The organism is Sulfitobacter sp. 1A13353 (genome assembly GCF_043557255.1).
GTDB lineage: Bacteria > Pseudomonadota > Alphaproteobacteria > Rhodobacterales > Rhodobacteraceae > Sulfitobacter > Sulfitobacter faviae.
Window position 1 is genome coordinate 543567 of the sequence record NZ_JBIFFS010000003.1, and the last position, 22484, is coordinate 566050.

At 65.9% G+C, this 22484-nt stretch carries 25 protein-coding genes; 13 read left to right on the forward strand and 12 right to left on the reverse strand.

Annotated features, from left to right (window positions below; all coding sequences use genetic code 11):
• Positions 1-36 precede the first annotated feature (36 nt).
• Positions 37-831 (reverse strand): phosphonate ABC transporter ATP-binding protein, encoded by a 795-nt coding sequence (gene phnC, locus ACGYLO_RS09965; RefSeq protein WP_271689406.1) that lies wholly within the window; start codon positions 829-831, stop codon positions 37-39.
• A 432-nt stretch (positions 832-1263) separates the two neighbouring features.
• On the opposite strand from phnC, the gene ACGYLO_RS09970 reads away from it, so the two are divergent.
• The 6 genes from ACGYLO_RS09970 (at position 1264) to ACGYLO_RS09995 (ending at position 3637) form a co-directional block, all read left to right on the forward strand.
• Positions 1264-1518: a hypothetical protein gene (locus ACGYLO_RS09970; protein WP_209217383.1), complete on the forward strand. Its 255-nt coding sequence runs from the start codon at positions 1264-1266 to the stop codon at positions 1516-1518.
• Positions 1515-2276: a ChaN family lipoprotein gene (locus tag ACGYLO_RS09975; RefSeq protein WP_271689407.1), complete on the forward strand. Its 762-nt coding sequence runs from the start codon at positions 1515-1517 to the stop codon at positions 2274-2276. Before ACGYLO_RS09970 ends, ACGYLO_RS09975 begins: the two co-directional genes overlap by 4 nt.
• A gap of 11 nt (positions 2277-2287) precedes the next feature.
• Entirely contained in the window at positions 2288-2605 is a 318-nt protein-coding gene (locus tag ACGYLO_RS09980; protein ID WP_209217381.1) for an antibiotic biosynthesis monooxygenase, read from the forward strand.
• A 160-nt stretch (positions 2606-2765) separates the two neighbouring features.
• Positions 2766-2942, forward strand: coding sequence for a hypothetical protein (locus ACGYLO_RS09985; RefSeq protein WP_271689408.1), 177 nt, complete (start codon positions 2766-2768; stop codon positions 2940-2942).
• A gap of 5 nt (positions 2943-2947) precedes the next feature.
• Positions 2948-3112: a hemin uptake protein HemP gene (locus ACGYLO_RS09990; protein ID WP_082851946.1), complete on the forward strand. Its 165-nt coding sequence runs from the start codon at positions 2948-2950 to the stop codon at positions 3110-3112.
• Positions 3113-3208: 96 nt separating this feature from the next.
• Positions 3209-3637, forward strand: a complete 429-nt coding sequence (locus tag ACGYLO_RS09995) for a YqaA family protein (RefSeq protein WP_271689933.1) — start codon at positions 3209-3211, stop codon at positions 3635-3637.
• Positions 3638-3640: 3 nt separating this feature from the next.
• Here the strand turns inward: ACGYLO_RS09995 and ACGYLO_RS10000 are convergent, their stop codons facing one another.
• Positions 3641-4162: a cell wall hydrolase gene (locus ACGYLO_RS10000; RefSeq protein WP_271689409.1), complete on the reverse strand. Its 522-nt coding sequence runs from the start codon at positions 4160-4162 to the stop codon at positions 3641-3643.
• Between the two features lie 182 nt (positions 4163-4344).
• On the opposite strand from ACGYLO_RS10000, the gene ACGYLO_RS10005 reads away from it, so the two are divergent.
• Positions 4345-5034 carry a UTRA domain-containing protein gene (locus ACGYLO_RS10005; RefSeq protein ID WP_271689410.1) on the forward strand — a complete coding sequence of 230 codons (690 nt, stop codon included), beginning with the start codon at positions 4345-4347 and terminating at the stop codon, positions 5032-5034.
• A 37-nt stretch (positions 5035-5071) separates the two neighbouring features.
• On the opposite strand, the gene hutU is transcribed toward ACGYLO_RS10005, so the two are convergent.
• The 4 genes from hutU to hutI are packed head-to-tail and all read right to left on the reverse strand — an operon-like array spanning position 5072 to position 10291.
• Positions 5072-6739 (reverse strand): urocanate hydratase, encoded by a 1668-nt coding sequence (gene hutU, locus ACGYLO_RS10010; protein ID WP_271689411.1) that lies wholly within the window; start codon positions 6737-6739, stop codon positions 5072-5074.
• Positions 6736-7536, reverse strand: a complete 801-nt coding sequence (gene hutG, locus ACGYLO_RS10015) for an N-formylglutamate deformylase (RefSeq protein WP_394376402.1) — start codon at positions 7534-7536, stop codon at positions 6736-6738. The genes hutU and hutG overlap by 4 nt, the downstream gene beginning before the upstream one ends.
• A gap of 11 nt (positions 7537-7547) precedes the next feature.
• Entirely contained in the window at positions 7548-9086 is a 1539-nt protein-coding gene (gene hutH / locus ACGYLO_RS10020; protein ID WP_271689412.1) for a histidine ammonia-lyase, read from the reverse strand.
• Positions 9083-10291: an imidazolonepropionase gene (gene hutI / locus ACGYLO_RS10025; RefSeq protein ID WP_271689413.1), complete on the reverse strand. Its 1209-nt coding sequence runs from the start codon at positions 10289-10291 to the stop codon at positions 9083-9085. Before hutI ends, hutH begins: the two co-directional genes overlap by 4 nt.
• An 85-nt stretch (positions 10292-10376) precedes the next feature.
• Here hutI and ACGYLO_RS10030 point away from each other — a divergent pair, with 85 nt between their 5' ends.
• From ACGYLO_RS10030 to ACGYLO_RS10045, 4 genes are all read left to right on the forward strand, one after another.
• Positions 10377-11735: a formimidoylglutamate deiminase gene (locus tag ACGYLO_RS10030; RefSeq protein WP_271689414.1), complete on the forward strand. Its 1359-nt coding sequence runs from the start codon at positions 10377-10379 to the stop codon at positions 11733-11735.
• Between the two features lie 108 nt (positions 11736-11843).
• Complete coding sequence (locus ACGYLO_RS10035; protein WP_209217373.1) at positions 11844-12062, forward strand: hypothetical protein; 219 nt, start codon at positions 11844-11846, stop codon at positions 12060-12062.
• A gap of 120 nt (positions 12063-12182) precedes the next feature.
• Complete coding sequence (locus ACGYLO_RS10040; protein WP_271689415.1) at positions 12183-13172, forward strand: ROK family protein; 990 nt, start codon at positions 12183-12185, stop codon at positions 13170-13172.
• A gap of 47 nt (positions 13173-13219) precedes the next feature.
• Positions 13220-14518 carry a glycerate kinase gene (locus ACGYLO_RS10045; RefSeq protein WP_271689416.1) on the forward strand — a complete coding sequence of 433 codons (1299 nt, stop codon included), beginning with the start codon at positions 13220-13222 and terminating at the stop codon, positions 14516-14518.
• On the opposite strand, the gene ACGYLO_RS10050 is transcribed toward ACGYLO_RS10045, so the two are convergent.
• The 6 genes from ACGYLO_RS10050 to ACGYLO_RS10075 form a co-directional block, all read right to left on the reverse strand.
• On the reverse strand, positions 14515-15603 hold the full coding sequence (locus ACGYLO_RS10050) for a Zn-dependent alcohol dehydrogenase (protein WP_271689417.1): 1089 nt from the start codon (positions 15601-15603) through the stop codon (positions 14515-14517). The genes ACGYLO_RS10045 and ACGYLO_RS10050 overlap by 4 nt on opposite strands.
• 72 nt (positions 15604-15675) lie before the next feature.
• Positions 15676-16896 carry a TCR/Tet family MFS transporter gene (locus ACGYLO_RS10055; protein WP_271689418.1) on the reverse strand — a complete coding sequence of 407 codons (1221 nt, stop codon included), beginning with the start codon at positions 16894-16896 and terminating at the stop codon, positions 15676-15678.
• Between the two features lie 120 nt (positions 16897-17016).
• Positions 17017-17820 carry a 3-oxoadipate enol-lactonase gene (gene pcaD / locus ACGYLO_RS10060; RefSeq protein WP_271689419.1) on the reverse strand — a complete coding sequence of 268 codons (804 nt, stop codon included), beginning with the start codon at positions 17818-17820 and terminating at the stop codon, positions 17017-17019.
• Positions 17821-17989: 169 nt separating this feature from the next.
• Positions 17990-18961, reverse strand: a complete 972-nt coding sequence (locus tag ACGYLO_RS10065) for a threonine/serine dehydratase (protein ID WP_271689420.1) — start codon at positions 18959-18961, stop codon at positions 17990-17992.
• On the reverse strand, positions 18958-19779 hold the full coding sequence (locus tag ACGYLO_RS10070; protein ID WP_276154537.1) for an alpha/beta fold hydrolase: 822 nt from the start codon (positions 19777-19779) through the stop codon (positions 18958-18960). Before ACGYLO_RS10070 ends, ACGYLO_RS10065 begins: the two co-directional genes overlap by 4 nt.
• On the reverse strand, positions 19779-20465 hold the full coding sequence (locus ACGYLO_RS10075; protein ID WP_271689422.1) for a haloacid dehalogenase type II: 687 nt from the start codon (positions 20463-20465) through the stop codon (positions 19779-19781). The genes ACGYLO_RS10070 and ACGYLO_RS10075 overlap by 1 nt, the downstream gene beginning before the upstream one ends.
• Before the next feature lie 195 nt (positions 20466-20660).
• Here ACGYLO_RS10075 and ACGYLO_RS10080 point away from each other — a divergent pair, with 195 nt between their 5' ends.
• Together ACGYLO_RS10080 and ACGYLO_RS10085 are read left to right on the forward strand one after the other, a co-directional pair.
• Positions 20661-21098 (forward strand): peptidylprolyl isomerase, encoded by a 438-nt coding sequence (locus ACGYLO_RS10080; protein ID WP_271689423.1) that lies wholly within the window; start codon positions 20661-20663, stop codon positions 21096-21098.
• Positions 21099-21195: 97 nt separating this feature from the next.
• On the forward strand, positions 21196-22311 hold the full coding sequence (locus tag ACGYLO_RS10085; protein ID WP_271689424.1) for a class I SAM-dependent RNA methyltransferase: 1116 nt from the start codon (positions 21196-21198) through the stop codon (positions 22309-22311).
• Positions 22312-22484 lie beyond the last annotated feature (173 nt).

Below are 22484 nucleotides of genomic sequence, written 5' to 3' on the forward strand. Positions count from 1 at the left end.
TCCGTTTACAAAAAATGCCCTTTGGGGCGGGTCGTGTCAGGCTGGCACTTTGTCCAGCGTTTCGATCTCGGTTGAGGTGGCAGCTTCGGAAAAGCTGCTGTCCGCACAGTAGATTTCGCGGGCCATGCTGGTGGTCAGCTGCTCGGGCGTGCCGTCAAAGACGATTTTCCCGTCGCGCATCCCCACCACGCGGTCGCAATAGCGGCGCGCGGTATCCAGCGTGTGAAGGTTGGCGATGACCATACGGCCGTCTTCCTCGTGAATGCGACGCAGCGATTGCATCACCACCTGCGCGTTCATCGGGTCGAGGCTGGCGATGGGTTCATCGGCCAGAATGATCTGCGGGTCTTGCATCAGGGCGCGGGCGATGGCGACGCGCTGTTGCTGCCCGCCGGAAAGCGCCTCGGCCCGTTTGGGAGCGTGCTGTGCGATGCCCAGCCGGTCGAGAATTTCGATGGCGCGGGTGATGTCGGCATCGGGGTAGAGGTTGAAGATGCTGCTGAGCGTCGAGCGACGGTTGAGCGTGCCGTGCAGCACGTTCGATACCACATCCATCCGCGGGACGAGGTTGAACTGCTGAAAGATCATCGCGCATTCCGCCTGCCAGCCACGCCGGGCCGCGCCGCGCAGGGCGGTCACATCGCGCCCTTGAAACAGGATCTGCCCCGAGGAGGCATCGGTCAGCCGGTTGAGCATCCGCAGGATTGTGGATTTCCCCGCGCCGGAGCGGCCGATGATTCCGATCATCTGCGGCTTGTCGACCTCTAGGTTGGCGCGGGCCACCGCTGTGTTCGCGCCGAATGTTTTGGTCAGTTCAGAAATGACGAGCATAAGTCCCCCGGGGTTTGCGGGGCGAGCTATCGCAGCGGTGAATGTCACGAATGTTTAAGTTTGACGAAGCTTTTGTAACGCGTCCCTTTTTGCGGAACGGCTGTCCAAGCGTGCGCGTTTGTGCTTGTTTTATATGCGGTTGTGCGACGCTCCTTCCGCTGCGCCGGGGGGCGAGAGCGGCGAAGATGCGGGGACCGAGAGGCCGCCAATCCCAATGAACCAAGGGTCTGCGAAATAAGGCTTGCGGAACAAAGCGCCGGGATTAATGCTTTCTCTCTTAAGGCGGTTCAGATAGGGCCGCATCTGGTCAGGCCGCGCAATTGGCGCAGCGACCGTTAAGATCTTTGGCCGGATCACCGCGCGCGCAGTGTCCTCCACCCGCGCCCCCTATGGTGAGACAGGCCCCCGACAAGCATTCAAAGGAGCGCGTTCATGGACGCCCAAGTTATCGCATTTCTGATTCTGCTGCCGATCACGCTGGTTTTCGTCTACGCAGGCATCCACGAGTTTCGGCGCTACAAAAGCGAGGGCAAGGCGAACTACGGGTTGGTCTTTGACGAGGAAAGCGGCACCACCCATGTCAGCGGCATCGCCGAAGACGAAGACCCGTTCGACCCCGAAGACTTTGACCCCAACGATTACAACGACCCCGAAATCAAAACCGACACGGATGAGCGCAAATCGTGAGCGCGAAGCGTCTTTGCGCTGCGCTGCTGCTCTGGTCGGCGCTGCCCGCGAACGCTGACACCCCCGCCGAGATCGTGATCTTGGGCGAGGTGCACGACAATCCCCATGCCCATCTCGAACAGGCCGCCGCATTGAAGGCGCTGCGTCCTACGGCTGTGGTGTTCGAGATGCTCACCGCCGAAGAGGCGGCAAAGGCCGACGCCGATCGCAACCAGATTGCGCAGGCTTGGGCGGCGAGCGGGTGGCAGCGCTTCGATATCTATGCCCCGATCTTTGACGCTTTGGGAGACGCCCGCATCATCGGCGCCGCCGCTCCGCGCGCTGCTGTGCAGCGCGTGTACCGCGAGGGGGCAGCCGCGCTCTTCGGGTCTGATGCGCCGCGCTTTGGCCTTGACCAAACCTTGCCGGAGGATCAGCAGGTCGCGCGGGTAGAGTTGCAATTCGCCGCCCATTGCGAAGCCATGCCGCGCGAGATGATGGGCGGGATGGTCGCCGTGCAGCGCTACCGCGACGCCACCTTCGCCCGCGCCGCGCTCGACGCGCTCAAAGCCTACGGCCCGCCGGTGGCGGTGATCACCGGCAATGGCCACGCCCGCACCGACTGGGGCATTCCCGCCCTCATCGCCCGCGCCGCGCCCGAGGTCACGACCCATGCCATCGGCTTTGTAGAGGCCGAGACCGCGGTGCCTCTCGATGAGATCCGCCTCATCCCGCCCGCCGAGCGCGACGACCCCTGCAACGCCCTGATTGAGAATTAAAGGACAGGCCCATGTATCTTGCCATGAACCGTTTCACCGTCTTGCCCGAGAATGCCGCCGCTTTCGAAGCGCTTTGGCTGAACCGGGAAAGCCACCTGAAGGAGAGCGAAGGGTTCGTCTCCTTCCACATGCTCAAAGGGCCGGAGGCGGAGGGGGCGATCCTCTATGCCTCTCACACCGTTTGGGAGAGCGAGACGCATTTTCGGGCTTGGACGACCAGCGATGCCTTTCGCGCCGCCCATGCGCGGGCGGGACAGACCCGCAAGCTGCACGAGGGTTCACCGCAGTTCGAAGGCTTTAGCGCCATTCAAAAGATCGACGCGGAATAACGCGGAAGGGCCGGGGTTTCTATACTTGACTAAAATAATCAGATTAAGTAGCCGTTAAAGGAACCCGGGCGTTTCGCCGGGGTATGTACGACTTTACGCCGAAACCGTCCAAGCCACCGCGCGTCGGAAGCCCGGATGTCAATGGAAAGGAGCCCGCCCCGTGAGGACACCTGTGACCACGCCCGAGCCAATGAGCCATGCCCGGCTACAGACCCCATCCAACAACAGCTGGCGCGACATCGCGCTTGGCAGCAACGATGCCGCAGCCTGCGACGGTTTTGGGCTGGAGCATCTCATCGATCTGCAACGCGCCCGCCAAATGGGAGAGATGGCATGAGCCTGATGCAAAAACTGCCCGATCCATCGCCCGCCGCCCAACCGGCCCAAGAGGCCGTGCATGATGCCCGCGCCTTGGTGCCCAATGGCTCGACCGCGAATATCGTCTTAGACGGCCAGACCTATACGCTGCGCATCACGCGGGCGGGCAAGTTGATCCTGACCAAATAAGCCTGCGCGCTTTCCCAAAGCGCGGCTTGCCCTGTGGGCGCGGCGTCTTTACTGACGCGCCATGCCCTGCCGTCTTTGCCCACTCTTGCCGCTGACATGCTGGCCCTGCTGAGCCTGTTCTTCGCGGCGCTGCTGGCGGCCACCCTGATCCCCGCGCAATCCGAAGCGGTGCTATTGGGGCTGATGTGGTCGGGCGCTCATGCCACGGCGCTTCTGTGGCTGGTGGCGACGCTGGGGAATGTGCTGGGATCGCTGCTGAACTGGTGGCTGGGCCGCTACCTCAGCCATTTCGCCGATCACCGCTGGTTTCCCTTCTCGGCCAAGCAGATGGCCCGCGCCTCTGGCTGGTATCGGCGTTGGGGCTATTGGAGCCTGCTGGCCAGTTGGGTGCCGATCATCGGCGATCCGCTGACCTTGGCCGCGGGCATGTTGCGCGAACAGCTTTGGCGGTTTTTGCTGATCGTCACCCTTGCCAAGGGCGGGCGTTACCTTGTTCTGATCCTGATCGCCCGCGGAGTTCTGTGACCCTTAGTGCGGGGTGATCCCTTCGAGCGGCGGCAGCGGGTTGGGCGCGGTCACAAGATGGGCGCGGCGCTTTTCGTAAAAGGCGTTGCCGCCCGCGGTCACCACATAATGCATGTTGTTGTAGTTCGCATTGTACCACGCCGCGTGAAAGAATTTCGCGCGGGTGACTTTGGGGTGACGCTCTCCCTGCAGCACCGCCAGTGCCGTGGCGCGGGCCAGCGGGGCGCCGCGGTCGGTCATCGGTTTCGTCATCACGCCGGGGGCGAATTGATTGGGCTGACCGACCACGCCGCAGACCGTGTCAGGGAAGGCGTCGGAGTGGACGCGGTTCAGCACCACCGTGCCCACGGCCACCATCCCGTCGCGGCTGGAACGGTTGGATTCGAAATACATCGCGCGGGCCATACACTCCACCTCATCCGCCGGGACCGCGACGACTTCGGTCTGCTTGCCACCGCAGGCGGCGAGCAGGCCAAGGCCCAAGAGCAAAGCGGCAGTGCGGAGTTTCGGGGGCTGAACGCGCATGGGCGGCCTTTCTGGCTGAGGGGGCAGGTGGGACATAATTTTCCAGCAAACACGGGCAGAGGCAAGACCCGCGCCCGGCTCCGGCGGTATCCCTCCGGGCGGGGCGCGCGGGGGGCGCTTGGGCTGGGGATTGATCTAGTGTAATGCTTGGTCAAACAGTCATGATCGCAGCAGGCCGCCCTATGAAAGTCACCTACCGGGATGTGAAAACCGACATCCTGTCAAAGATCACCAAGGGCGAGTGGCCATTGGGCAGCCTTGTGCCCAATGAGGTCGATCTGGCCGAGACCTATGGCTGCGCCCGGGCGACGGTCAACCGCGCCATGCGCGAATTGGCCGAAGAGGGGTTCATCGAAAGGCGGCGCAAGGCGGGGACGCGGGTGCGCATGGCCCCCCTGCGGCAGGCCCGTTTCGACATTCCGCTGGTCCGGGCCGAGATCGAAGAGAAGGGCGCCGACTACCGGTATTCGCGGGTGAGCCACCGGGTCGAGCCTGCGCCCGACTGGCTGCGCGCCCGGCTAAAAATGGGCGCGGGGTGCGAGGCGTTGCATCTGGTCTGCATGCATTACGCCGATGGCGACCCCTATCAATTTGAGGACCGTTGGATCAACCTCGCCACCCTGCCGCAGGCGCGGGAGGAGAGTTTCACCGATGTCGGGCCGAACGAATGGCTGATCTCGGCCATTCCCTTTTCGGATGTGGAGATCAGCCTTTCCGCTGGTCTGGCCGATCAGCGGTTGAGCGAATACCTCGCCTGCGGCTTGGGCGATCCGGTCTTTACGGTGGAGCGGTCGACGTGGTGGGAGGGGCAGGCGGTGACCTATGTGCGGCTGTCCTACCGCCCCGGCCACCGCCTGACGACGCGCTATTAAACTGCCGCCGCCGCGGGTGGGCGGCGGCGCTCAGCGCTCAAAGGATACCCGGCAGGTTCAGCCCATGTTCGCGGGCGCAATCGCGCGCTTCGTCATAACCCGCATCCGCATGGCGCATCACGCCCGTTGCCGGGTCGTTCCAGAGCACCCGCTCGATCCGGCGGTCGGCGTCCTCGGACCCGTCACAGCAGATCACCATGCCAGAGTGCTGTGAGAAGCCCATGCCGACCCCGCCGCCGTGGTGCAGCGACACCCAAGTCGCCCCCGAGGCGGTGTTCAAAAGTGCGTTCAGCAGCGGCCAGTCCGACACCGCATCAGAACCGTCTTTCATCGCCTCCGTCTCGCGGTTGGGCGAGGCGACGGAGCCACTGTCGAGGTGGTCGCGGCCAATCACCACCGGCGCGCTGAGTTCGCCTGTGCGGACCATCTCATTGAAGGCCAGCCCCAGCTTGTGGCGCACGCCTAAGCCCACCCAGCAGATCCGTGCGGGCAGCCCTTGGAAAGAGATACGCTCCCGCGCCATGTCGAGCCAGTTGTGCAGATGCGTGTCCTCAGCGAGGATTTCCTTCACCTTGGCGTCGGTCTTGTAGATATCCTCAGGATCGCCCGACAGCGCCGCCCAGCGGAAGGGGCCGATGCCGCGGCAGAACAACGGGCGGATGTAGGCGGGCACGAAACCGGGGAAGTCGAAAGCGTTCTGCAACCCTTCCTCCAGCGCCATTTGGCGGATGTTGTTGCCATAGTCGACCGTGGGGATGCCCGCGGCGTGGAAATCGACCATTGCCTGCACCTGCACCTTCATCGAGGCACGGGCGGCTTTTTCGACGGCTTTGGGATCGCTCTCACGTTTCTCGCGCCATTCGCCCATCGTCCAGCCCTGCGGCAGGTAGCCGTTCACCGGGTCATGGGCCGACGTCTGGTCGGTCACGATATCGGGGCGGACCCCGCGTTTCACCAGTTCGGGAAAGACATCTGCCGCATTGCCCAGAAGCGCCACGGACTTCGCCTCGCCCGCGGCAGTCCAGCGGTCGATCATCGCCAGCGCTTCCTCAAGGCTGTCGGTCTTTTCATCGACATAGCGGGTGCGCAGGCGGAAATCGATGCTGTCGGGATTGCACTCCACCGCCAGACAGCAGGCCCCGGCCATGACCGCGGCCAAAGGCTGCGCGCCGCCCATGCCGCCCAAGCCCCCGGTGAGGATCCATTTGCCTTTGAGATCACCGCCATAGTGCTGGCGGCCCGCCTCGACGAAGGTCTCATAGGTGCCTTGGACGATGCCTTGGCTGCCGATGTAGATCCACGATCCGGCGGTCATCTGACCGTACATCGCTAGACCCTTCTTATCGAGTTCGTTGAAATGGTCCCAATTCGCCCAATGCGGCACGAGGTTGGAATTGGCGATCAGCACGCGCGGGGCGTCCTTATGGGTTTGGAAAACCCCCACGGGCTTGCCCGATTGCACCAGCAGCGTTTGGTCCTCTTCCAGCGCGCGCAGGGAGGCGACGATCTGGTCATAGTCCTCCCACGTCCGCGCCGCGCGCCCGATGCCGCCGTAGACGACCAGCTCATGCGGGTTCTCGGCCACGTCGGGGTGCAGGTTGTTCATCAGCATCCGCAGCGGCGCTTCGGTCAGCCAGCTTTTCGCCGAAAGATCGGTGCCGGTGGCGGGATAGACGTCACGGGTGTTCTTGTGCGGATCGCTCATGCTGTGCCTTTCAGGGTAGGGGCCAGTGCGGCCAGAGTTGTCAGGATATCGGTCAGATGGACGCGCAGCCGCGCGGCCTTGTCGGGGTCATAAGGCCAAGGCGGAGCCTCGGCGCCGAGGTAGCTGCTTTGCGCCAGTTCCATCTGAATCGCGTGGAGCCCTTCGGCGGGGCGGCCATAGTGGCGCGTGGTCCAGCCGCCTTTGAAGCGCCCGTTGGTGACGGCGGTGTAGCCGGGTGCGGCGGCGCAGATCTCGGCGACGGCGGCTTCGATCTCCGGCGCGCAGGTGGCGCCGAGGTTCGTGCCGATGTTGAAATCGGGCAGCGGGCCGTCAAAGAGGAAGGGGATCAGCGAGCGGATCGAGTGGCAGTCATAGAGGATCGCGACCCCATGCAGGTCGCGAACGCGGGCCAGTTCAGCCTCAAGCGCTGCGTGATAGGGCGCGTGGTATGCCACGCGGCGGGCCTCAACCTCGGCTGCGTCGGGCGGGGGGGTCCAGATGTCCTGCCCGTCGAAATCCGTCAACGGCACCAGCCCGGTGGTGTTCTGCCCGGGGTAGAGCGATGCGCCCGAAGGGGCGCGGTTGGCGTCGATGACATAGCGGTGGAAGGTCGCGCGCACCGTGGTCGCGCCGGGCAGCAACCCGTCGTAGAGCCGGTCGATATGCCAATCGGTATCCGCCAATTCCCGCCCGCGCGGGTTCAGGTCGCGCCGAATGGCCTCGGGCAGGTCGGTGCCGGTGTGGGGCAGGCCGAGCACGATGGGGCTGTCGCCGCGGGTGATCTCGACGGGGGTGATCTCGACGGGGGTCATGTGGAAAGCCCCGGCATGTTGCAGGCGGCGGCGCGGGTGATCTCACCGCTCGCCACCATCCGTGCCGCGCGTTCCAGATCGGGGGCGAGGTAGCGGTCTTCCTCCAGCGTCGCGACCTCTTCGCGGACCCGCGCGACCACCCGCTGCAAGGTCTCGCTGGTGGCCAGCGGCGCGCGAAAGTCGATGCCCTGCGCGGCGCAGAGCAGTTCCACCCCAAGGATGCGGTTCAGGTTCTCGACCATTTGCCCGAGCCGTCGCGCGCCATGGGCGGCCATGCTGACGTGATCTTCTTGGTTGGCCGAGGTCGGCGTGCTGTCGGTAACGCAGGGGTTGGCGAGATGTTTGTTCTCGCTCATCAGGGCGGCGGTGGTGACTTCGGCGATCATATAGCCGCTGTTGAGGCCGGGGGTCGGCGTCAGGAAGGGCGGCAGGTTGAAGCTGAGCACCGGGTCCACGATCAGCGCCACCCGGCGCTGCGCGATGGCGCCGATCTCGGCCACGGCCAGGGCGATCATATCGGCGGCGAAACCCACCGGTTCGGCATGGAAATTCCCGCCCGAGACGATGAGGTCCGCCCCCGTCAGCACCAGCGGGTTGTCGGTGGCGGCATTGGCTTCGACCTCCAGCGTGGCGGCGGCCATGCGCAGCACGTCCATCGCGGCCCCCGTCACCTGCGGCTGGCAGCGGATGCAATAGGGGTCTTGGACACGGGCATCATTCGCCACATGGCTTTCGCGTATTTCCGAACCTGCAAGCAGGGCGCGCATGGTCTCGCCCGCCTCGATCTGGCCCCGGTGGCCGCGTAGGGCGTGAATTTCCGGTTGCAGCGGCGCGGTGGAGCCCATGATCGCATCCGTCGACAGGGCCGAGATCACCAGCGCCGAATTTGCCGCGCGCCATGCGTCGAACAGCCCCGCCAGCGCGAAGGCGGTCGAGAATTGTGTGCCGTTGATGAGCGCCAGCCCTTCCTTGGGGCCGAACTCCAGCGGGATGAGACCAGCGGCGGCCAATGCCTCTCCACCCGGCATGACGCGGTCTTCGAACTCCGCCTCACCGTGGCCCATCATCGCGGCGGCCATATGGGCCAAGGGGGCCAGATCGCCCGAGGCGCCAACAGAGCCTTGCGCCGGGATCACCGGGGTCACGCCTCGCTCAAGCATGGCTTCGATCAGGTCCACGACCGCCAGCCGCACGCCCGAGGCACCGCGCCCGAGGCTCAGCAGTTTCAGCGCCATCAAGAGCCGCGCATGGCCGCGCGGGATCGCGGGGCCGACACCGCAGCAATGCGACAGGATCAGGTTGCGTTGCAGCGCCGCCGTATCTTCTGCCGCGATCTTGACCGAGGCGAGCTTGCCGAAACCGGTGTTCACGCCGTAAACGGCATCCTCGCCCGCCACGGCCCGAGCGATGCGGGCATGGGCGTCTTCGATTGCGGGGCGGCAGGCGGGGTCGAGCCGCACCGATGCCTCTTCGCGGTAGATGCGGGCCAGATCGTCCAAAGTGGCCGCGCCGGGGGTGAGGGTCAGGGTGGTCACGATTGGCCTCCGAAAATGCGGGAATGAAGCGGGTTGAAGCCGATGCGATAGGCAAGCTCGGCCGGGTGTTTGATGTCCCAAACGGCGAGGTCGGCGCGCAGGCCGGGGCGGATCATGCCGCAATCCGCCAGCCCGAGCGCGCGGGCGGCGTGCTGCGTGGCGCCGCGCAGCGCCTCTTCCGGCGTCAGGCGGAACAGGGTGCAGCCCATGTTGAGCGTCAGCAGCAGCGAGTTCAGCGGCGAAGAGCCGGGGTTGATATCCGTCGCCAGCGCCATCGGCACGCCATGGCGGCGCAGCAGGTCGATGGGCGGCGACTGGGTCTCGCGCAAGGTATAGAAGGCACCGGGCAGCAGGACGGCGACGCTGCCCGCCTCGGCCATCGCGATCACGCCGCTCTCATCCAAATATTCGATATGATCCGCCGAGAGCGCGCCATAGGAGGCCGCGAGCCGCGCGCTGCCCAAGTTCGACAATTGCTCGGCATGAAGTTTCACCGGCAGGCCCAATTCCCGCGCCACGTCAAAGACCCGCGCGATTTGGGCGGGCTGAAAGGCGATGCCCTCGCAGAACCCGTCGACCGCATCTACCAGCCCTTCGGCATGAGCCGCACGCAGGGCGGGGAGGCAAACATCGTCGATATAGGCATCCGCGCGGCCTGTGTATTCGGCAGGCACCGCATGGGCGCCCAGGAAGGTGGTGGAGACGCGGATCGGGCGCTGCTGGCCAATGGCGCGGGCGGTGCGGAGCATGCGCAGCTCGGTCTCGATATCCAGACCATAGCCGGATTTGACTTCGATGGCCGTGACCCCTTCGGCGATCAGCACGTCGACGCGGCTCAGGGCATCGGCCAGCAACTCTGCCTCATCGGCGGCGCGGGTGGCGGTGACGGTTGAGACGATGCCGCCCCCGGCGCGGGCGATTTCTTCATAGCTGGCCCCCTCCAGCCGCATCTCGAACTCTCGCGCGCGGTCGCCGCCGTGCACGATATGGGTGTGGCAATCGATCAGCCCGGGGGTGACAAGCCGCTGGCCCAGCGATTCGGCGGGCAGGTCGCGGTAGCCTTGCGGCAGATCACCGCGCGGGCCGACCCATGCGATCTGGCCCTCGGCAATCGCGATCGCCGCATCTTCGATCAAACCATAGGGCTGTGGGCCATCCATCGTCGCCGCCGTGAGGTCGACCAAGACCCGATCCTGCGCTGTCATCCTATCGCCTCCTCCTAAGGTTTCGCTTTTCTACATCGGTTTTATTTGCTATATGTCTATACATAAAAAAGCAAAGGGCCGTCAAATGATTTTCGCTACACATGCAAAGCTGCCGCAGGGATGGGCGCGTGACGTTCGGATCACGGTTGCCGATGGGCGGGTGACACAGGTGGAAACCGGGCAGACACCGCAGGCCGATGACACCCGTGTCGACACCCTGCTGCCCGCGCTGGCCAATCTCCACAGCCACAGCTTCCAACGCGCCATGGCCGGGATGACCGAGACGCGCTTGGCCGGAAAGGACAGTTTCTGGACATGGCGCGATTTGATGTATCGCTTCACCGCCCATCTGACGCCCGCGCATATCGAAGCCATCGCGGCCTTCGTCTTCCTAGAGATGCAAGAGGCCGGTTTCGCCAGCGTGGGAGAGTTTCACTACCTCCACCACCAAACTGACGGCACGCCCTATGACGATCTGGGGGAGCTATCGGCCCGGATCGCGGCGGCGGCGGCGCAGACGGGGATCGGGCTGACCCATCTGCCGGTGCTCTATACCTATGGCGGGGCGGGGCAGCAGCCCTTGCAGGCGGGGCAGGCGCGTTTTGGCAATGGGGTGGCGCGCTTCGGCACGCTGGTTGAGCAAGCGCAGCGGGCGGTGCGGGACCTGCCCCCCGATTGCCGCGTCGGCATCGCGCCCCATTCGCTGCGCGCCACGGCCCCTTCGGAGTTGACCGAGGTGCTGGCCGCCCATCCCGATGTGCCGGTCCATATCCACCTCGCCGAACAGCCCAAAGAGGTCGCGGATGTCTCCGCTTGGCTTGGCGCGCGCCCGGTCGAGTGGTTGCTGGCCAATGCCGAGGTTGCCGAGAACTGGTGCCTGATCCACGCCACCCATATGACGGAAGGTGAGACCGCTGCCATGGCCCGCAGCGGCGCGGTGGCTGGGCTCTGCCCGGTGACGGAGGCCAATTTGGGCGATGGGCCGTTCAACGGGCCGGGCTACCTTGCCGCCGGGGGGCGATTTGGCATCGGATCGGATTCAAACGTGTTGATTTCGCTAACTGAGGAATTGCGCACGCTGGAATATTCGCAACGTCTGCGGGATTTGGCACGCAATGTGATGGTGGCGGGTGAAGGCTCGGTCGGGGCGGCGCTTTACACAGGTGGGGCGCGTGGCGGGGCCCAAGCGCTTGGCCGAGGCCGGGGCGAGATTGCCGTGGGCGAATGGGCCGATCTTGTGGCGATCGACAGCCAAGACCCGGCGCTCTGCGCGCTGCGGCCCGACCAATTGCTCGACGGTCTGGCCTTTGCCGCCAAGGACCGGGTGGTGACCGATCTGTGGTCAGCGGGCCGCCATGCGGTGACGGGCGGGCGGCACCGGCAGCGGGATCGGATCGTGGCGGGTTACCGTCGCACCATGGCAGAGGTGATGGCGCTTTTGTGAAACCTTCCCTTCCGGGAACTTTAGCGCGGTCTGCCGGGTTGGCCCGGTAACGAAGACCGCGCGAAGTGCTGCGCGGCATAGCCCGAAGACAGCGAAAGGGAGCGGATCATGAGTCCACCAGACACGAACCTCAAAAAACAGGAAAGCCGTCACAAATGGCCCCTGATCGGCATGGCGCTTGTGGTGATCTTCGGCGTCGGGATCATCGTCTATTGGACGGGCGAGGAAGTCGCCACCGCGCCCGAGACGGAAGAAGAAGTGATCGTCGACGAGGAAAACGTCATTGAGGGCGACGATGAAGCATCGGTGCCGATCGCCCCTGATTGATCCAAACGGACAGCACCCAAATGCGAAACCCGGAAGCCTCGGCTTTCGGGTTTTGTTGTTTGACCTCGGCCGCGCGGGCGGGCCATCTTGCACCGGTATCAAGGGCAGCAGGGCAGGCACATGTGGTATTTGGTAGGGGACATCGGCGGCACCAATCTGCGCCTCGCAGCGGTAGACCCGGCGGGGGCGGTGGTGGAACGCCGCAGCCATCCCACCGACGGGCTGACCACCTTGCCCGATGCCTGCGCGACGCTTTGTGCCGAAATGGGCCGCCCGCCCGAAGGGGTCGCCATGGCGGTGGCCGGGGTGGTTGTCGACGGGCAGGTGCGGATGACCAATGCGGCGCGCAGCATCTCGCGCGATGATCTGGCGCGGGCCTGCGGTTTGGACCCCGCCAAGGTGTTGTTGCTCAATGATTTCGAGGCGGCGGCTTGGTCCTTGGCCACGCTGGATGCGGATAAAGTGACCTATCTTCAGGGCGGGCCCGACCCGGAACCAGGGGCGCGGGTGATCATCGGCCCGGGGACGGGCCTTGGCGTTGGGTCTTTGGTCTGGCAGGGCGCCCGGCCCACGGCGGTGCCGGGCGAAGGCGGGCATCTGCGGCTCACCCCCCATAGCGCCGAGGAAGTGGCCTATTTCGAAGCCCTAATCGCGCTTTGGCCCGAGGTGCAGATGGGTGAGGGGCTGGCGGTCGAGGCCGAGGCGATCCTGTCGGGCACCGGCATGCCCTATTGGTATCGCGCCATCGCCTCCGCCCGGGGCGAGGCGGCGCATTTAGAGGGGGCGGCGGCGATCTTTGCGGCGGCCAAGGACGGGGAGGACACGAGCGCCTGTCGCGCGGTTGCCTTGATGGTGCAGTATCTTGGCGGGGTCGCGGGGGATCTGGGCTTGGTCATGGGCGCGCGCGGGGGGGTCTTCATCACGGGGGGCGTGGCGCAGCAGAACCCGTGGATGCTGGATGACAGCTTCCGCGCCGCCTTCAACGCAGGGGGGCGGCACAGCAAATGGCGCGCGGCGATGCCCTTGGGCCTGTGCAGCGACCCCGACTTTGGCCTGCTGGGCGCGCGCAACTGCCTGTTTGTCCAGAATGAACGCCCCCTGCCGGATTGACAGCAGACAACGGGCCGCCATGATTGCCGCAGCAGTCGGAGTGCCCTATGCCAAACCTCAATGACCCGAAACGCCAGTTCTTGGCCGAATTGTTCGACACCGCCGTCGCCGCCGCCGATCCGCATTTGATCCTGAAAGACCAGCTGCCGCCGCCGCCCAAAGGGCGCACGGTGGTGATCGGTGCGGGCAAGGGGGCGGCGCAATTGGCGCAGGCGTTCGAGGCCATCTGGCCGCACCCCTATGACGGTGTCGTGGTCACCCGCTACGGCTATGGCGCGCCCTGCGAGCGGATTAAGGTGCTGGAGGCCGCCCATCCGGTGCCCGATCAGGCCGGGGTCGAGGCTGCCCGCGCCTTGCAGGATGCGGTGCAAGGTCTGGGGCCGGAGGATCAGGTGATCGCGCTGGTCTGCGGCGGCGGCTCATCGCTTTTGCCCGCTCCGCCCGAGGGGCTGACGTTGGAGGATTTGCAGGCGTTGAACGCGGCGCTTTTGGCCTCGGGCGCGCCGATTTCGGTCATGAATGACATCCGCAAGCAGTTCAGCACGGTCAACGGCGGACGTCTGGCGGAACTGGCCCATCCCGCGCGGGTGGTGAGCCTTGTGGTCTCTGATGTGCCGGGGGATGATCCGGGGGCCGTGGCCTCCGGCCCCACGGTGCCGGGCTGGCGTACTGCGGCGGCGGTGTTGGAAGAGGTGGCCGCGCGGGGGTTGGAACTGCCGGGGCGCTGCATGGCGTTTCTGGAAAAGGCGGCAACGCAGCCTCAGGAGGATGCGCCAAGCACGACGCAGACCCATGTCATTGCCTCCGCCGGTCTGTCCCTTGCCGCCGCGGCCAAGGCCGCGCAGGCGCGGGGGGTGAACGCGTGGATCCTGTCGGACGCGATCGAGGGTGAGGCGCGGGAGGTGGCGCTGGTCCATGCGGCCCTCGCCCGGCAGGCGCAGGAAAGCGGTTTTCCCCATCCCGCGCCGCTGGTGCTGCTCTCGGGCGGTGAGACGACGGTCACCCTGCGCCACAAGGGGCGCGGCGGGCGGAATGGTGAGTTTGCGCTGTCCCTCGCGCTGGCGCTCGAAGGGCAGGAGGGGATCACGGCCTTGGCCGCGGATACCGATGGTATCGACGGGTCAGAGGATAACGCGGGCGCTTTCGTGGAGGCAGGCACGGCGGCTGCGATGCGCGCGGCGGGGGTGGACCCGCGCGGCGCTTTGCAGCGCAACGATGCTTTCGGGGCCTTCGAGGCGATAGATGCACTGTTTCACACCGGCCCCACCGGGACCAATGTGAATGATTTTCGCGCCCTTCTGATCGGCGATCTGCCGGACCTTTCGCCCGCCACGGGGCAGATTTAGGACCGGTCGAAGACGATCACATTGCGCCGCGCGGCCCCGGTCTTGGTGTCGGCAATCGCCTCGTTGATCTGATCCAGCCGCCAGCGGCCAGAGATCAGACTGTCGAGTTGCAGGCGGCCCTGAAGATAGAGGTCGACCATCCACGGAATGTCGCGCTGGATCACCACATCGCCCATTTTGGAGCCGACCATGCCTTGCCCTAGGGCGGCGAGGACCACCGGTTCATAGCTGGCCTCGGCCCCGCTGTGGGGCATGCCGACCATGATCACCCGGCCCCCGGCGGCGAGGTAGCGCGGCGCGGTTTCATAGGCGGGGATCGCGCCCACGGTGACGATCACGGCATCCGCCCCGCGCCCCATGGCCTTGAAGGCCGCGCGCCACGGCTTCGCCTCGGTCGCGAGCACAGTGTCGGTCGCGCCGAATTCGCGGGCGATGGCGAGTTTGTCTTCGGTCATGTCGACCGCCACGATCCGCCGAGCGCCCGCGATGCGCGCGCCCTGGATGGCGTTGAGGCCGACCCCGCCCGCGCCGATCACCACCACGTCTTGTCCCGCCCGCAGGCCCGCCGCATTGACCACGGCGCCGACGCCGGTGATCACGCCGCAGGCGATCAGGCAGGCGGCGTCTTTGGGAATGTCATGCGAGATTTTCACCACCTGCGACCGGTCTACGACGACCTTCTCGGCGAAACCGCCGGTGTTCATCGCTTGAACGAGCGGTGTGCCCTCCGCCGTTTGCAGCGGCCCTTCGGGCGCTTGCGGGGTTTCGCAGATCGTCGGCTGGCCCGAGGCGCAGTTGGGGCAGCTGCCACAGGCGCGGATCAGGGTGACCACCACGCTGTCGCCTTCGGCCAGACCCTGCACATTCGGCCCCACCGCGCTGACCCGACCTGCGGCCTCATGCCCATAGACGGCGGGCAGGGTGCCACCCCAGCCGCCTTCGGCAAACAGAATGTCGGAATGGCAGATCGCCACGGCATCCAAGGTCACTTCAACCTCGCCCGATTGCGGTGCGTTGATGCGGATGTCTTCGACGCTCAGCGGTGTGTCAAAGGCATGGCAGACGGCGGCTTTGATGGTTTGCAATGGCCTGTCCCTTTCTTTCAATTTTCGCCAGCCTGACGCGGATGGGCCGGTGGCGCAAGACGGGGAATGGGCCTACTGCGGGGAAGTTTCACCTTGTGACGTGGAGGTAGGGCGGCTGGCAAAGAGCGCCAAGCCGCCAAGGGTCAGCAAAAGCGCCAGCAGGAAGGGCGCGCCGGGCAGGTAGAGCGCAGCTTCCGGCGCGGTAAAATAGGCGAAAACCGCCGTCATCGTCAGCGGCGAGAGGATCATCGCCAGCGCGGTGGAGGAACTGAGCGCGCCGTGCAGCTCCCCTTGGGCATCGGCGCTGACGCGGGCCGACATGATGCCTTGAAGCGCGGGCGGGATCACACCGGCCAGCGCGGCGAGCGGGGTCATGATCAGCGCCCAAGTGCCTGAGGTCAGCACGGTCAGCGCGGCAAAGGCGGCAAGGGCAAAAACATGGCCCAAGATCACCGTGGCGCGCGCGCCCAAGCGGCGGATCACGGGGCCGATCAACGCGCCTTGGACAAGCGCCATCAACACGCCGAAGAGGCCCAGAGACAGGCCGATCATCGTCGGCGACCAGCCAAAACGCTCGACCCCGAAATAGGCCCAGACCGCCGGATAGGCGGCAAAGCCCACATGGTAGATGAAATAGACAGCCAAGAGCCTGCCGACCTCGGGCAGTCGGCCAAGGGCGCGCAGCGCGCCCAGCGGATTGGCCCGCCGCCAGTCGAAGGCGCGGCGTTGCGTCGGGGGCAGGGTTTCGCGCAGCACGGCCCAGCCAAGCACCGCATTGCCCGCCGCCAGTACCGCTGCCGCCCAAAAGGGCGCGCGGGTGCCATATTCGCCCAAGACGCCGCCCATCAGCGGCCCCAGAACAAAGCCCGCGCCAAAGGCCGCGCCGATCAGCCCGAAACGCGCCGCGCGGTCCTGCGCCGGAGAGATATCGGCCATATAGGCCGAGGCCGTGGCATGGGTCGCCGCCGTGATGCCCCCCACGAGCCGCCCGATCAGCAGCAGCCAGATGCTGCCCGCGAGTGCCATCACGCCATAATCCACCGTCATCACGATCAGCGCCAGCAGCAGGACCGGGCGGCGGCCAAAACGGTCGGAGAGCCCCCCCAGTACCGGGCCGAAGAGAAATTGCATCGCGGCAAAGCCCGTGGCCAACACCCCGCCCCAAAGGGCCGCATCGCTCAGCCCGCCGCCGCGAACTTCGCGGATCAGGTCGGGCATGACGGGCAGGATCAGGCCGACGCCCATGGCATCGATCATCACCGTCACAAGGATAAAGATCAGTGGCAGCGGCATTCGGTCAGATGTGATCCGCGCAGGGGCCAAAGGCAAGGGCGGACGTCGCGATATGGCGTGAATGCGGCGCGCGTTGCAGGCGTTTGACCCGCTCGCTGCCGGAGACACTTGCCGCCACGATCAGCCCTGCGCCTTCGGGATATGCCCGACACTGGCGAGAAAATCGTTCAACGTTTCTGCGTATTCCTGCGGCTGCTCGACACAGGGCAGATGGCCCGCGCGGCGGATCAATTTGAATTTCGAGGCCGGGATCAGGTCCATCAATTCGCGCACCAGATCTGGCGGGGTTGAGCCATCTTCCGAACCTGCGATGCCAAGCGCGGGCAGGCGTAGACCGGAGGTTGGCGTCATGAAATCACTGTGCGAAATCGCCGCCGAACAGCCCGCATAGCCCGCGTCGGGCTGCCGCGTCAGCATGTTGCGCCAGAGCGCCAGTTCCGGCGTGGCGCGGAACCTGGTCGAGAACCAACGCTCCATCACCGCATCGGCGAGGCTTTCGATGCCGCCCTTTTCGACCTCCGCGATCCGCGCATCCCAGATGTCGCGGTTGCCGATCTTGGTGGCGGTGTTGCTCAGCACCAGCGCGCGGATCATGTCGAGCCGTTTGACTGCCAGCCCCTGCGCGATCATCCCGCCGATCGAGAGGCCGACGAAGACGCAGCTGCGCACCTGAAGGTGGTCGAGCAGGCGTTCGGTATCTGTGATAAGCGAGCCCATGGAATAGGGCGCGGGCGGGCAGGACGACAGGCCATGGCCGCGTTTGTCGAAGCGGATGATGCGCAGACCGGGCGCGAGCAGCGGCAGGATCGGGTCCCACAGGCGCATGTCGGTGCCGAGCGAGTTGGCGAAGACTACGGGCGCGCCGTCCTCGGGGCCGTCGACGCGGTAGTGCAGTTGCACCTCGCCGGTGTCGAAAATCTGCATGGGGGTCTCCTTTGGGCGGCGTTGAGGGGCAGCATATCGTGCGAACGCGGGAGGTCAAAGACGGGACAGTTCGAATAGGTACCGCCCGGTGGCGCAGCGGGCAGCGCCGACCCGCCCCCCTGGGGCGGCGCTTTCAGCACCACCCCGCGGGCCGGCGCTGCCCTAATCGCTACCCCAGCGTCTTCAGCGCGCGGGCAAACATATCCGCGTCAACGTTCCCCCCAGAGATGGTGACGATCACATCGTCGCCCTCGATCTCCCCGCCCCGGAACAGCGCTGCCGCAAGCGCCACGGCACCGCCCGGCTCGGCCACGAGTTTCAACCGGTTGAAGGCATGACCCATAGCCTGCAACGCCTCATCGTCGCTCACCACCAGCCCCGGGCCCACCAACCGCTGCATGATCGGAAAGGTCAGCTCCCCCGGCGCAGGCGTGACGATGGCGTCGCAGATCGAGCCGAGCGCCTTCGCATTCCGTTCGATCTGGCCGGAAATCAACGAGCGGGCGGCATCGTCGAAGCCTTCCGGTTCCGCCGGGCGCACGCGGAACCCCGGCGCCTCGGCCTCCAGCGCCAGCGCGATGCCGGAGGTCAGGCCACCGCCGCCGCAGCAGACGATCACCTGGGCCTCTTCGATCCCGGCCTCGGCGGCCTGCTGGGCGATTTCCAGCCCCGTGGTGCCTTGCCCCGCGATGACCTGCGGCTCGTCATAGGGTTTGATCAGCGTAAGGCCGCGTTCCTCGGCCAAGGCCGCACCGATCTCCTCGCGGCTCTCATTCGCGCGGTCATAGAGCACCACCTCGGCGCCATAGGCGCGGGTGTTGGCGATCTTCAGGCGCGGGCTGTCCTCGGGCATGACGATCACGGCAGGCGCGCCGTGCATCTTGGCTGCCAGTGCCACGCCTTGGGCATGATTGCCGCTGGAATAGGCGATGACGCCCTTGGCGCGCTGCGCGCTCGGCAGGGCCGAAAGCGCCGACCACGCGCCGCGGAACTTGAAGCTGCCAGTATGCTGCAAACACTCGGGTTTGACCCAGACCCGGCGGCCCGCGATCTCGTCCAGAAAGGGGGAGTTCAAGAGCGGCGTGCGCCGCACATGGCCCTTGGCGCGGTCGGCGGCGGCGCGGATCATGTCGATGTTCATTTGATTTGTCCTATCCATTCGTGCAGCGCGGCGAGCGCTTGGGGTTCGTCGAGAAAGGGCACATGGCCGCGGTCCGGCACTTCGGCCACGATCATATCGGGGCGGCGGGCCTGCATCTGCATCAGCGTCTCGCGGCTGAACAAGGTGGAATTGGCCCCGCGGATCGTGACCAGTGGCAACCCTTGCAGCGCATCGAAGAACGGCCACAGATCGACAGCCTGCTGGCCTGCGGCGGCCACGGCATCGCGCAGATGCGGATCATAGGTGATTTTCAGCCCATCGTCGGTCGCCCTGTAGTGACGCTTGACCTCCTCAAGCCAGCGGCTCTCGGGCACGCCGTGAAACTCGGGGAAGGCGCGGGCCATGGCGGCGGCGGCTTCTTCATAGGTTTTGGCGGCGGGGTTGCGACCGAGATAGCCCATGATGAATTCAACGCCCTTGGGGTCAAGCTCGGGCCCCACGTCATTCAGCGCCACGCCCAAAAGGTGATCATGGGCGATCATCGCCAGCGCCATGGCATTCAGCCCGCCGCGCGAGGTGCCGATGAGGGCGACCTGTTCCAGCCCCAGATGCCCGAGCAATTCCAACACGTCGCGGCATTCCACCGAGAGCGTGTAGTTCCGCCAATTCGCGTCGAAATCCGAGCGGCCCCGCCCGCGGTAGTCCATGCGGATCAGCCGGTGATCAGCCAAATGCGGGGCGAGGTAGTCGAAATCCGCGCCCGTGCGGGTGAGACCGGCAAGGCAGAGGATCGGCAGGCCGCGGCCCTCATCCGTGTAATGCAGCGACAGCCCGTCGGAAGTGGTGAAACGCGGCATCAGAGCCCCGCCAATGCGGGAATGCCGCTCAGCTCGCGCAACTGATGCGCGGGTTTCCACGGCAACCGGTCCACCGGATCGCCGCCCCGGTTTACCCATGCGGTGGTGAACCCATAGCCCGTCGCCGCTGCCGCGTCCCAGCCGTTGGAGGACACGAACAGCACCTCGTCCTTGGCACAGCCGAAGTGTGCCCCGACAAGGTCATAGACCGACGCATGCGGTTTGAAGACGCCGACGCTTTCGACCGAAAGCGAGACATCCAAAAGTTCATCGATTCCCGCCGATTGCACCGCCCCGTCCAGCATCGCCGGGGCGCCGTTCGACAAGATCGCGGTGTTCAGGCCCCCGTCTTTCAGCGCGCGCAGCATGGCGGGCACCTCGTTATAGGCGCGAAGCTCCCAATAGAGCGCCAGCAGGCGCGCACGCAGGGCGGGGTCATCGGCGAGGTTCATCTTCTCCAGCGTCCAATCCAGCCCCTCTTGGGTGACTTGCCAGAAATCGTCATGCGCCCCGGTCACGGCCCGCAGCCATGAATACTGCAACTGCTTGAGGCGCCAGTGTTCTGCTAGTTCCGGCCAAGTCTCGGCGATGGCGGCGAAAGCGGGTTCGGCTGCGGCCTCACGGGCGGCGGCGGCCACGTCGAAGAGGGTTCCATAGGCGTCGAAAACGCAGGTCGTGATGGGCATCTGACAGGCTCTCCCTTTCCGTGTCGCGGCAGAGTGGCACGCAGGCGCGGCGGCGAAAAGGGGCGAATTCCGCGATCGGCCCGGACGGGGGGTTTACTCTCGGGGTCACAATCTTCATGCTGTCGCGGAATTTGGAGCACCCGCGCAGATACGCGGCCTCCTTCCCTTTTTTCCCCTACAGATTGGAGACACCCGATGGCTGAGGTCAAATCCGGCGACACAGTACAGATTCACTATACCGGCACGTTGAAAGACGGCACCACATTCGACAGCTCCGAGGGCCGTGACCCGCTGGAGTTCGTCGTGGGTTCGGGCCAGATCATCCCCGGTCTCGACAGCGCACTTCCGGGCATGATCGAGGGCGACAAGAAGGTCGTTCAAGTGCCCAGCGAAGAGGCCTATGGCCCCGTGAACCCCGAGATGCGTCAGGCCGTGCCGCGCGAGGGCATCCCGGCGGACATCCCGCTCGATCCCGGCACGCAGCTGCAGATGCAGACCCCCGAAGGTCAGGCGCTGCCGGTGACCGTGGTTGAGGTTGACGAGACCACCGTCACGCTCGACGCCAACCACCCGCTGGCGGGCAAGGACCTGCAGTTCGACATCGAACTGGTCAAGATCGCTTCGGCGGCCTGATATCGGTGGCCGGGGGGCTTCCCCCCGGCACGCCCCAAAGACGTCTCCAGCGTCTTTTCCCCTCGCACGCCCGCGCATTGGCGCTTATGCAGGGGCCATGGATACCCCAGATACATTCGAGATTTTCTTTGTCTGCCCGCCCGGGCTTGAGGATTTGCTCTGCGCCGAAGCGCAGGAAAAAGGTTTTGCAGCAGCGCAGGCCCAGCCCGGTGGCGTGACCGTTCAGGGCGGCTGGCCCGAGGTCTGGCGCGCAAATCTGGAGCTGCGCGGCGCCGCGCGCGTGCTGGCGCGGATCGGCGGTTTCATGGCCTTCCATCTGGCGCAGCTGGATAAACGCTGCCGCAAGTTTCCCTTCGGCGATGTGCTGAGGGCCGATGTGCCGGTGAAGGTGCAGGTGACCAGCAAGGCGTCGAAGATCTATCACGCCGGGGCCGCGGCCCAGCGGGTCGAGACCGCGCTGCGCGAGAGCCATGGCATCCCTGTCGATGCCGAGGCCGCGCTGGTGCTGAAGGTGCGCATCCACGACAATCAGGTGACCTTCAGCCTCGATACCTCCGGCGAGGCGCTGCACAAACGCGGCCACAAGGAGGCCGTGGGCAAGGCGCCAATGCGCGAGAACATGGCGGCACTGATGCTGCGGTCCTGCGGCTATGCGCCCGGCGAGCCGGTGGTCGACCCGATGTGCGGCTCGGGGACGTTCCTGATCGAGGCGGCCGAGATCGCGGCGGGGTTGAAGCCCGGGCGCTCGCGGCGCTTCGCTTTCGAGGATCTGGCGAGTTTCGATGCCGGGGCGTGGGAAGAAATGCGCGCTGCGGGGGCGGAGGCCGAGCCTGCCGTGCGGTTCCACGGCTCCGACCGGGATGCGGGCGCGATCCGCATAAGCACGGCCAATGCCGACCGGGCCGGAGTAGGTGGCTGGTGTGATTTTGCCTGCCACGGGGCAGGGGAGGTGCAGCCGCCCGAAGGCCCGCCCGGGCTGGTGATCGTGAACCCGCCCTACGGCGGGCGGATCGGCAACAAGAAGCTGCTTTATCCGCTCTATGGGACGCTGGGCGAGACGCTGAAGGCGCGGTTCCGCGGCTGGCGGGTGGGGCTGGTGACCTCGGAGCCGCCGCTTGCCAAGGCGACCGGGCTGCCGTGGAAGGGGCAGGGGCCGGCGATTGCCCATGGCGGGATGAAAGTGTGGCTTTGGAAGACCGAGGCGTTGCGGTAGCAATTGAGGGCCATCGCCTGCCCGTGGGGTGGCGATCCTGACGGTGATCCGTCCCACTTTATGGTGCAGCGTGAGTGTGCCCTCACAAAGGCGCGCCTAGCCTCACCAAATCGCCTCCCCGCCGGGACGGGCAGGCGATGGCCCGGCGCCTGCGGCTTGATTCCGGGCCGGGG

Excerpts from the sequence above, each read along its gene's own strand:
- phnC (WP_271689406.1), bottom strand. The coding sequence starts at position 831 with ATGCTCGTCATTTCTGAACTGACCAAAACATTCGGCGCGAACACAGCG.
- ACGYLO_RS09970 (WP_209217383.1), top strand. The coding sequence starts at position 1,264 with ATGGACGCCCAAGTTATCGCATTTCTGATTCTGCTGCCGATCACGCTG.
- ACGYLO_RS09980 (WP_209217381.1), top strand. The coding sequence starts at position 2,288 with ATGTATCTTGCCATGAACCGTTTCACCGTCTTGCCCGAGAATGCCGCC.
- ACGYLO_RS09990 (WP_082851946.1), top strand. The coding sequence starts at position 2,948 with ATGCAAAAACTGCCCGATCCATCGCCCGCCGCCCAACCGGCCCAAGAG.
- ACGYLO_RS09995 (WP_271689933.1), top strand. The coding sequence starts at position 3,209 with ATGCTGGCCCTGCTGAGCCTGTTCTTCGCGGCGCTGCTGGCGGCCACC.
- ACGYLO_RS10000 (WP_271689409.1), bottom strand. The coding sequence starts at position 4,162 with ATGCGCGTTCAGCCCCCGAAACTCCGCACTGCCGCTTTGCTCTTGGGC.
- ACGYLO_RS10005 (WP_271689410.1), top strand. The coding sequence starts at position 4,345 with ATGAAAGTCACCTACCGGGATGTGAAAACCGACATCCTGTCAAAGATC.
- hutU (WP_271689411.1), bottom strand. The coding sequence starts at position 6,739 with ATGAGCGATCCGCACAAGAACACCCGTGACGTCTATCCCGCCACCGGC.
- hutI (WP_271689413.1), bottom strand. The coding sequence starts at position 10,291 with ATGACAGCGCAGGATCGGGTCTTGGTCGACCTCACGGCGGCGACGATG.
- ACGYLO_RS10030 (WP_271689414.1), top strand. The coding sequence starts at position 10,377 with ATGATTTTCGCTACACATGCAAAGCTGCCGCAGGGATGGGCGCGTGAC.
- ACGYLO_RS10035 (WP_209217373.1), top strand. The coding sequence starts at position 11,844 with ATGAGTCCACCAGACACGAACCTCAAAAAACAGGAAAGCCGTCACAAA.
- ACGYLO_RS10040 (WP_271689415.1), top strand. The coding sequence starts at position 12,183 with ATGTGGTATTTGGTAGGGGACATCGGCGGCACCAATCTGCGCCTCGCA.
- ACGYLO_RS10045 (WP_271689416.1), top strand. The coding sequence starts at position 13,220 with ATGCCAAACCTCAATGACCCGAAACGCCAGTTCTTGGCCGAATTGTTC.
- ACGYLO_RS10055 (WP_271689418.1), bottom strand. The coding sequence starts at position 16,896 with ATGCCGCTGCCACTGATCTTTATCCTTGTGACGGTGATGATCGATGCC.
- pcaD (WP_271689419.1), bottom strand. The coding sequence starts at position 17,820 with ATGCAGATTTTCGACACCGGCGAGGTGCAACTGCACTACCGCGTCGAC.
- ACGYLO_RS10065 (WP_271689420.1), bottom strand. The coding sequence starts at position 18,961 with ATGAACATCGACATGATCCGCGCCGCCGCCGACCGCGCCAAGGGCCAT.
- ACGYLO_RS10070 (WP_276154537.1), bottom strand. The coding sequence starts at position 19,779 with ATGCCGCGTTTCACCACTTCCGACGGGCTGTCGCTGCATTACACGGAT.
- ACGYLO_RS10075 (WP_271689422.1), bottom strand. The coding sequence starts at position 20,465 with ATGCCCATCACGACCTGCGTTTTCGACGCCTATGGAACCCTCTTCGAC.
- ACGYLO_RS10080 (WP_271689423.1), top strand. The coding sequence starts at position 20,661 with ATGGCTGAGGTCAAATCCGGCGACACAGTACAGATTCACTATACCGGC.
- ACGYLO_RS10085 (WP_271689424.1), top strand. The coding sequence starts at position 21,196 with ATGGATACCCCAGATACATTCGAGATTTTCTTTGTCTGCCCGCCCGGG.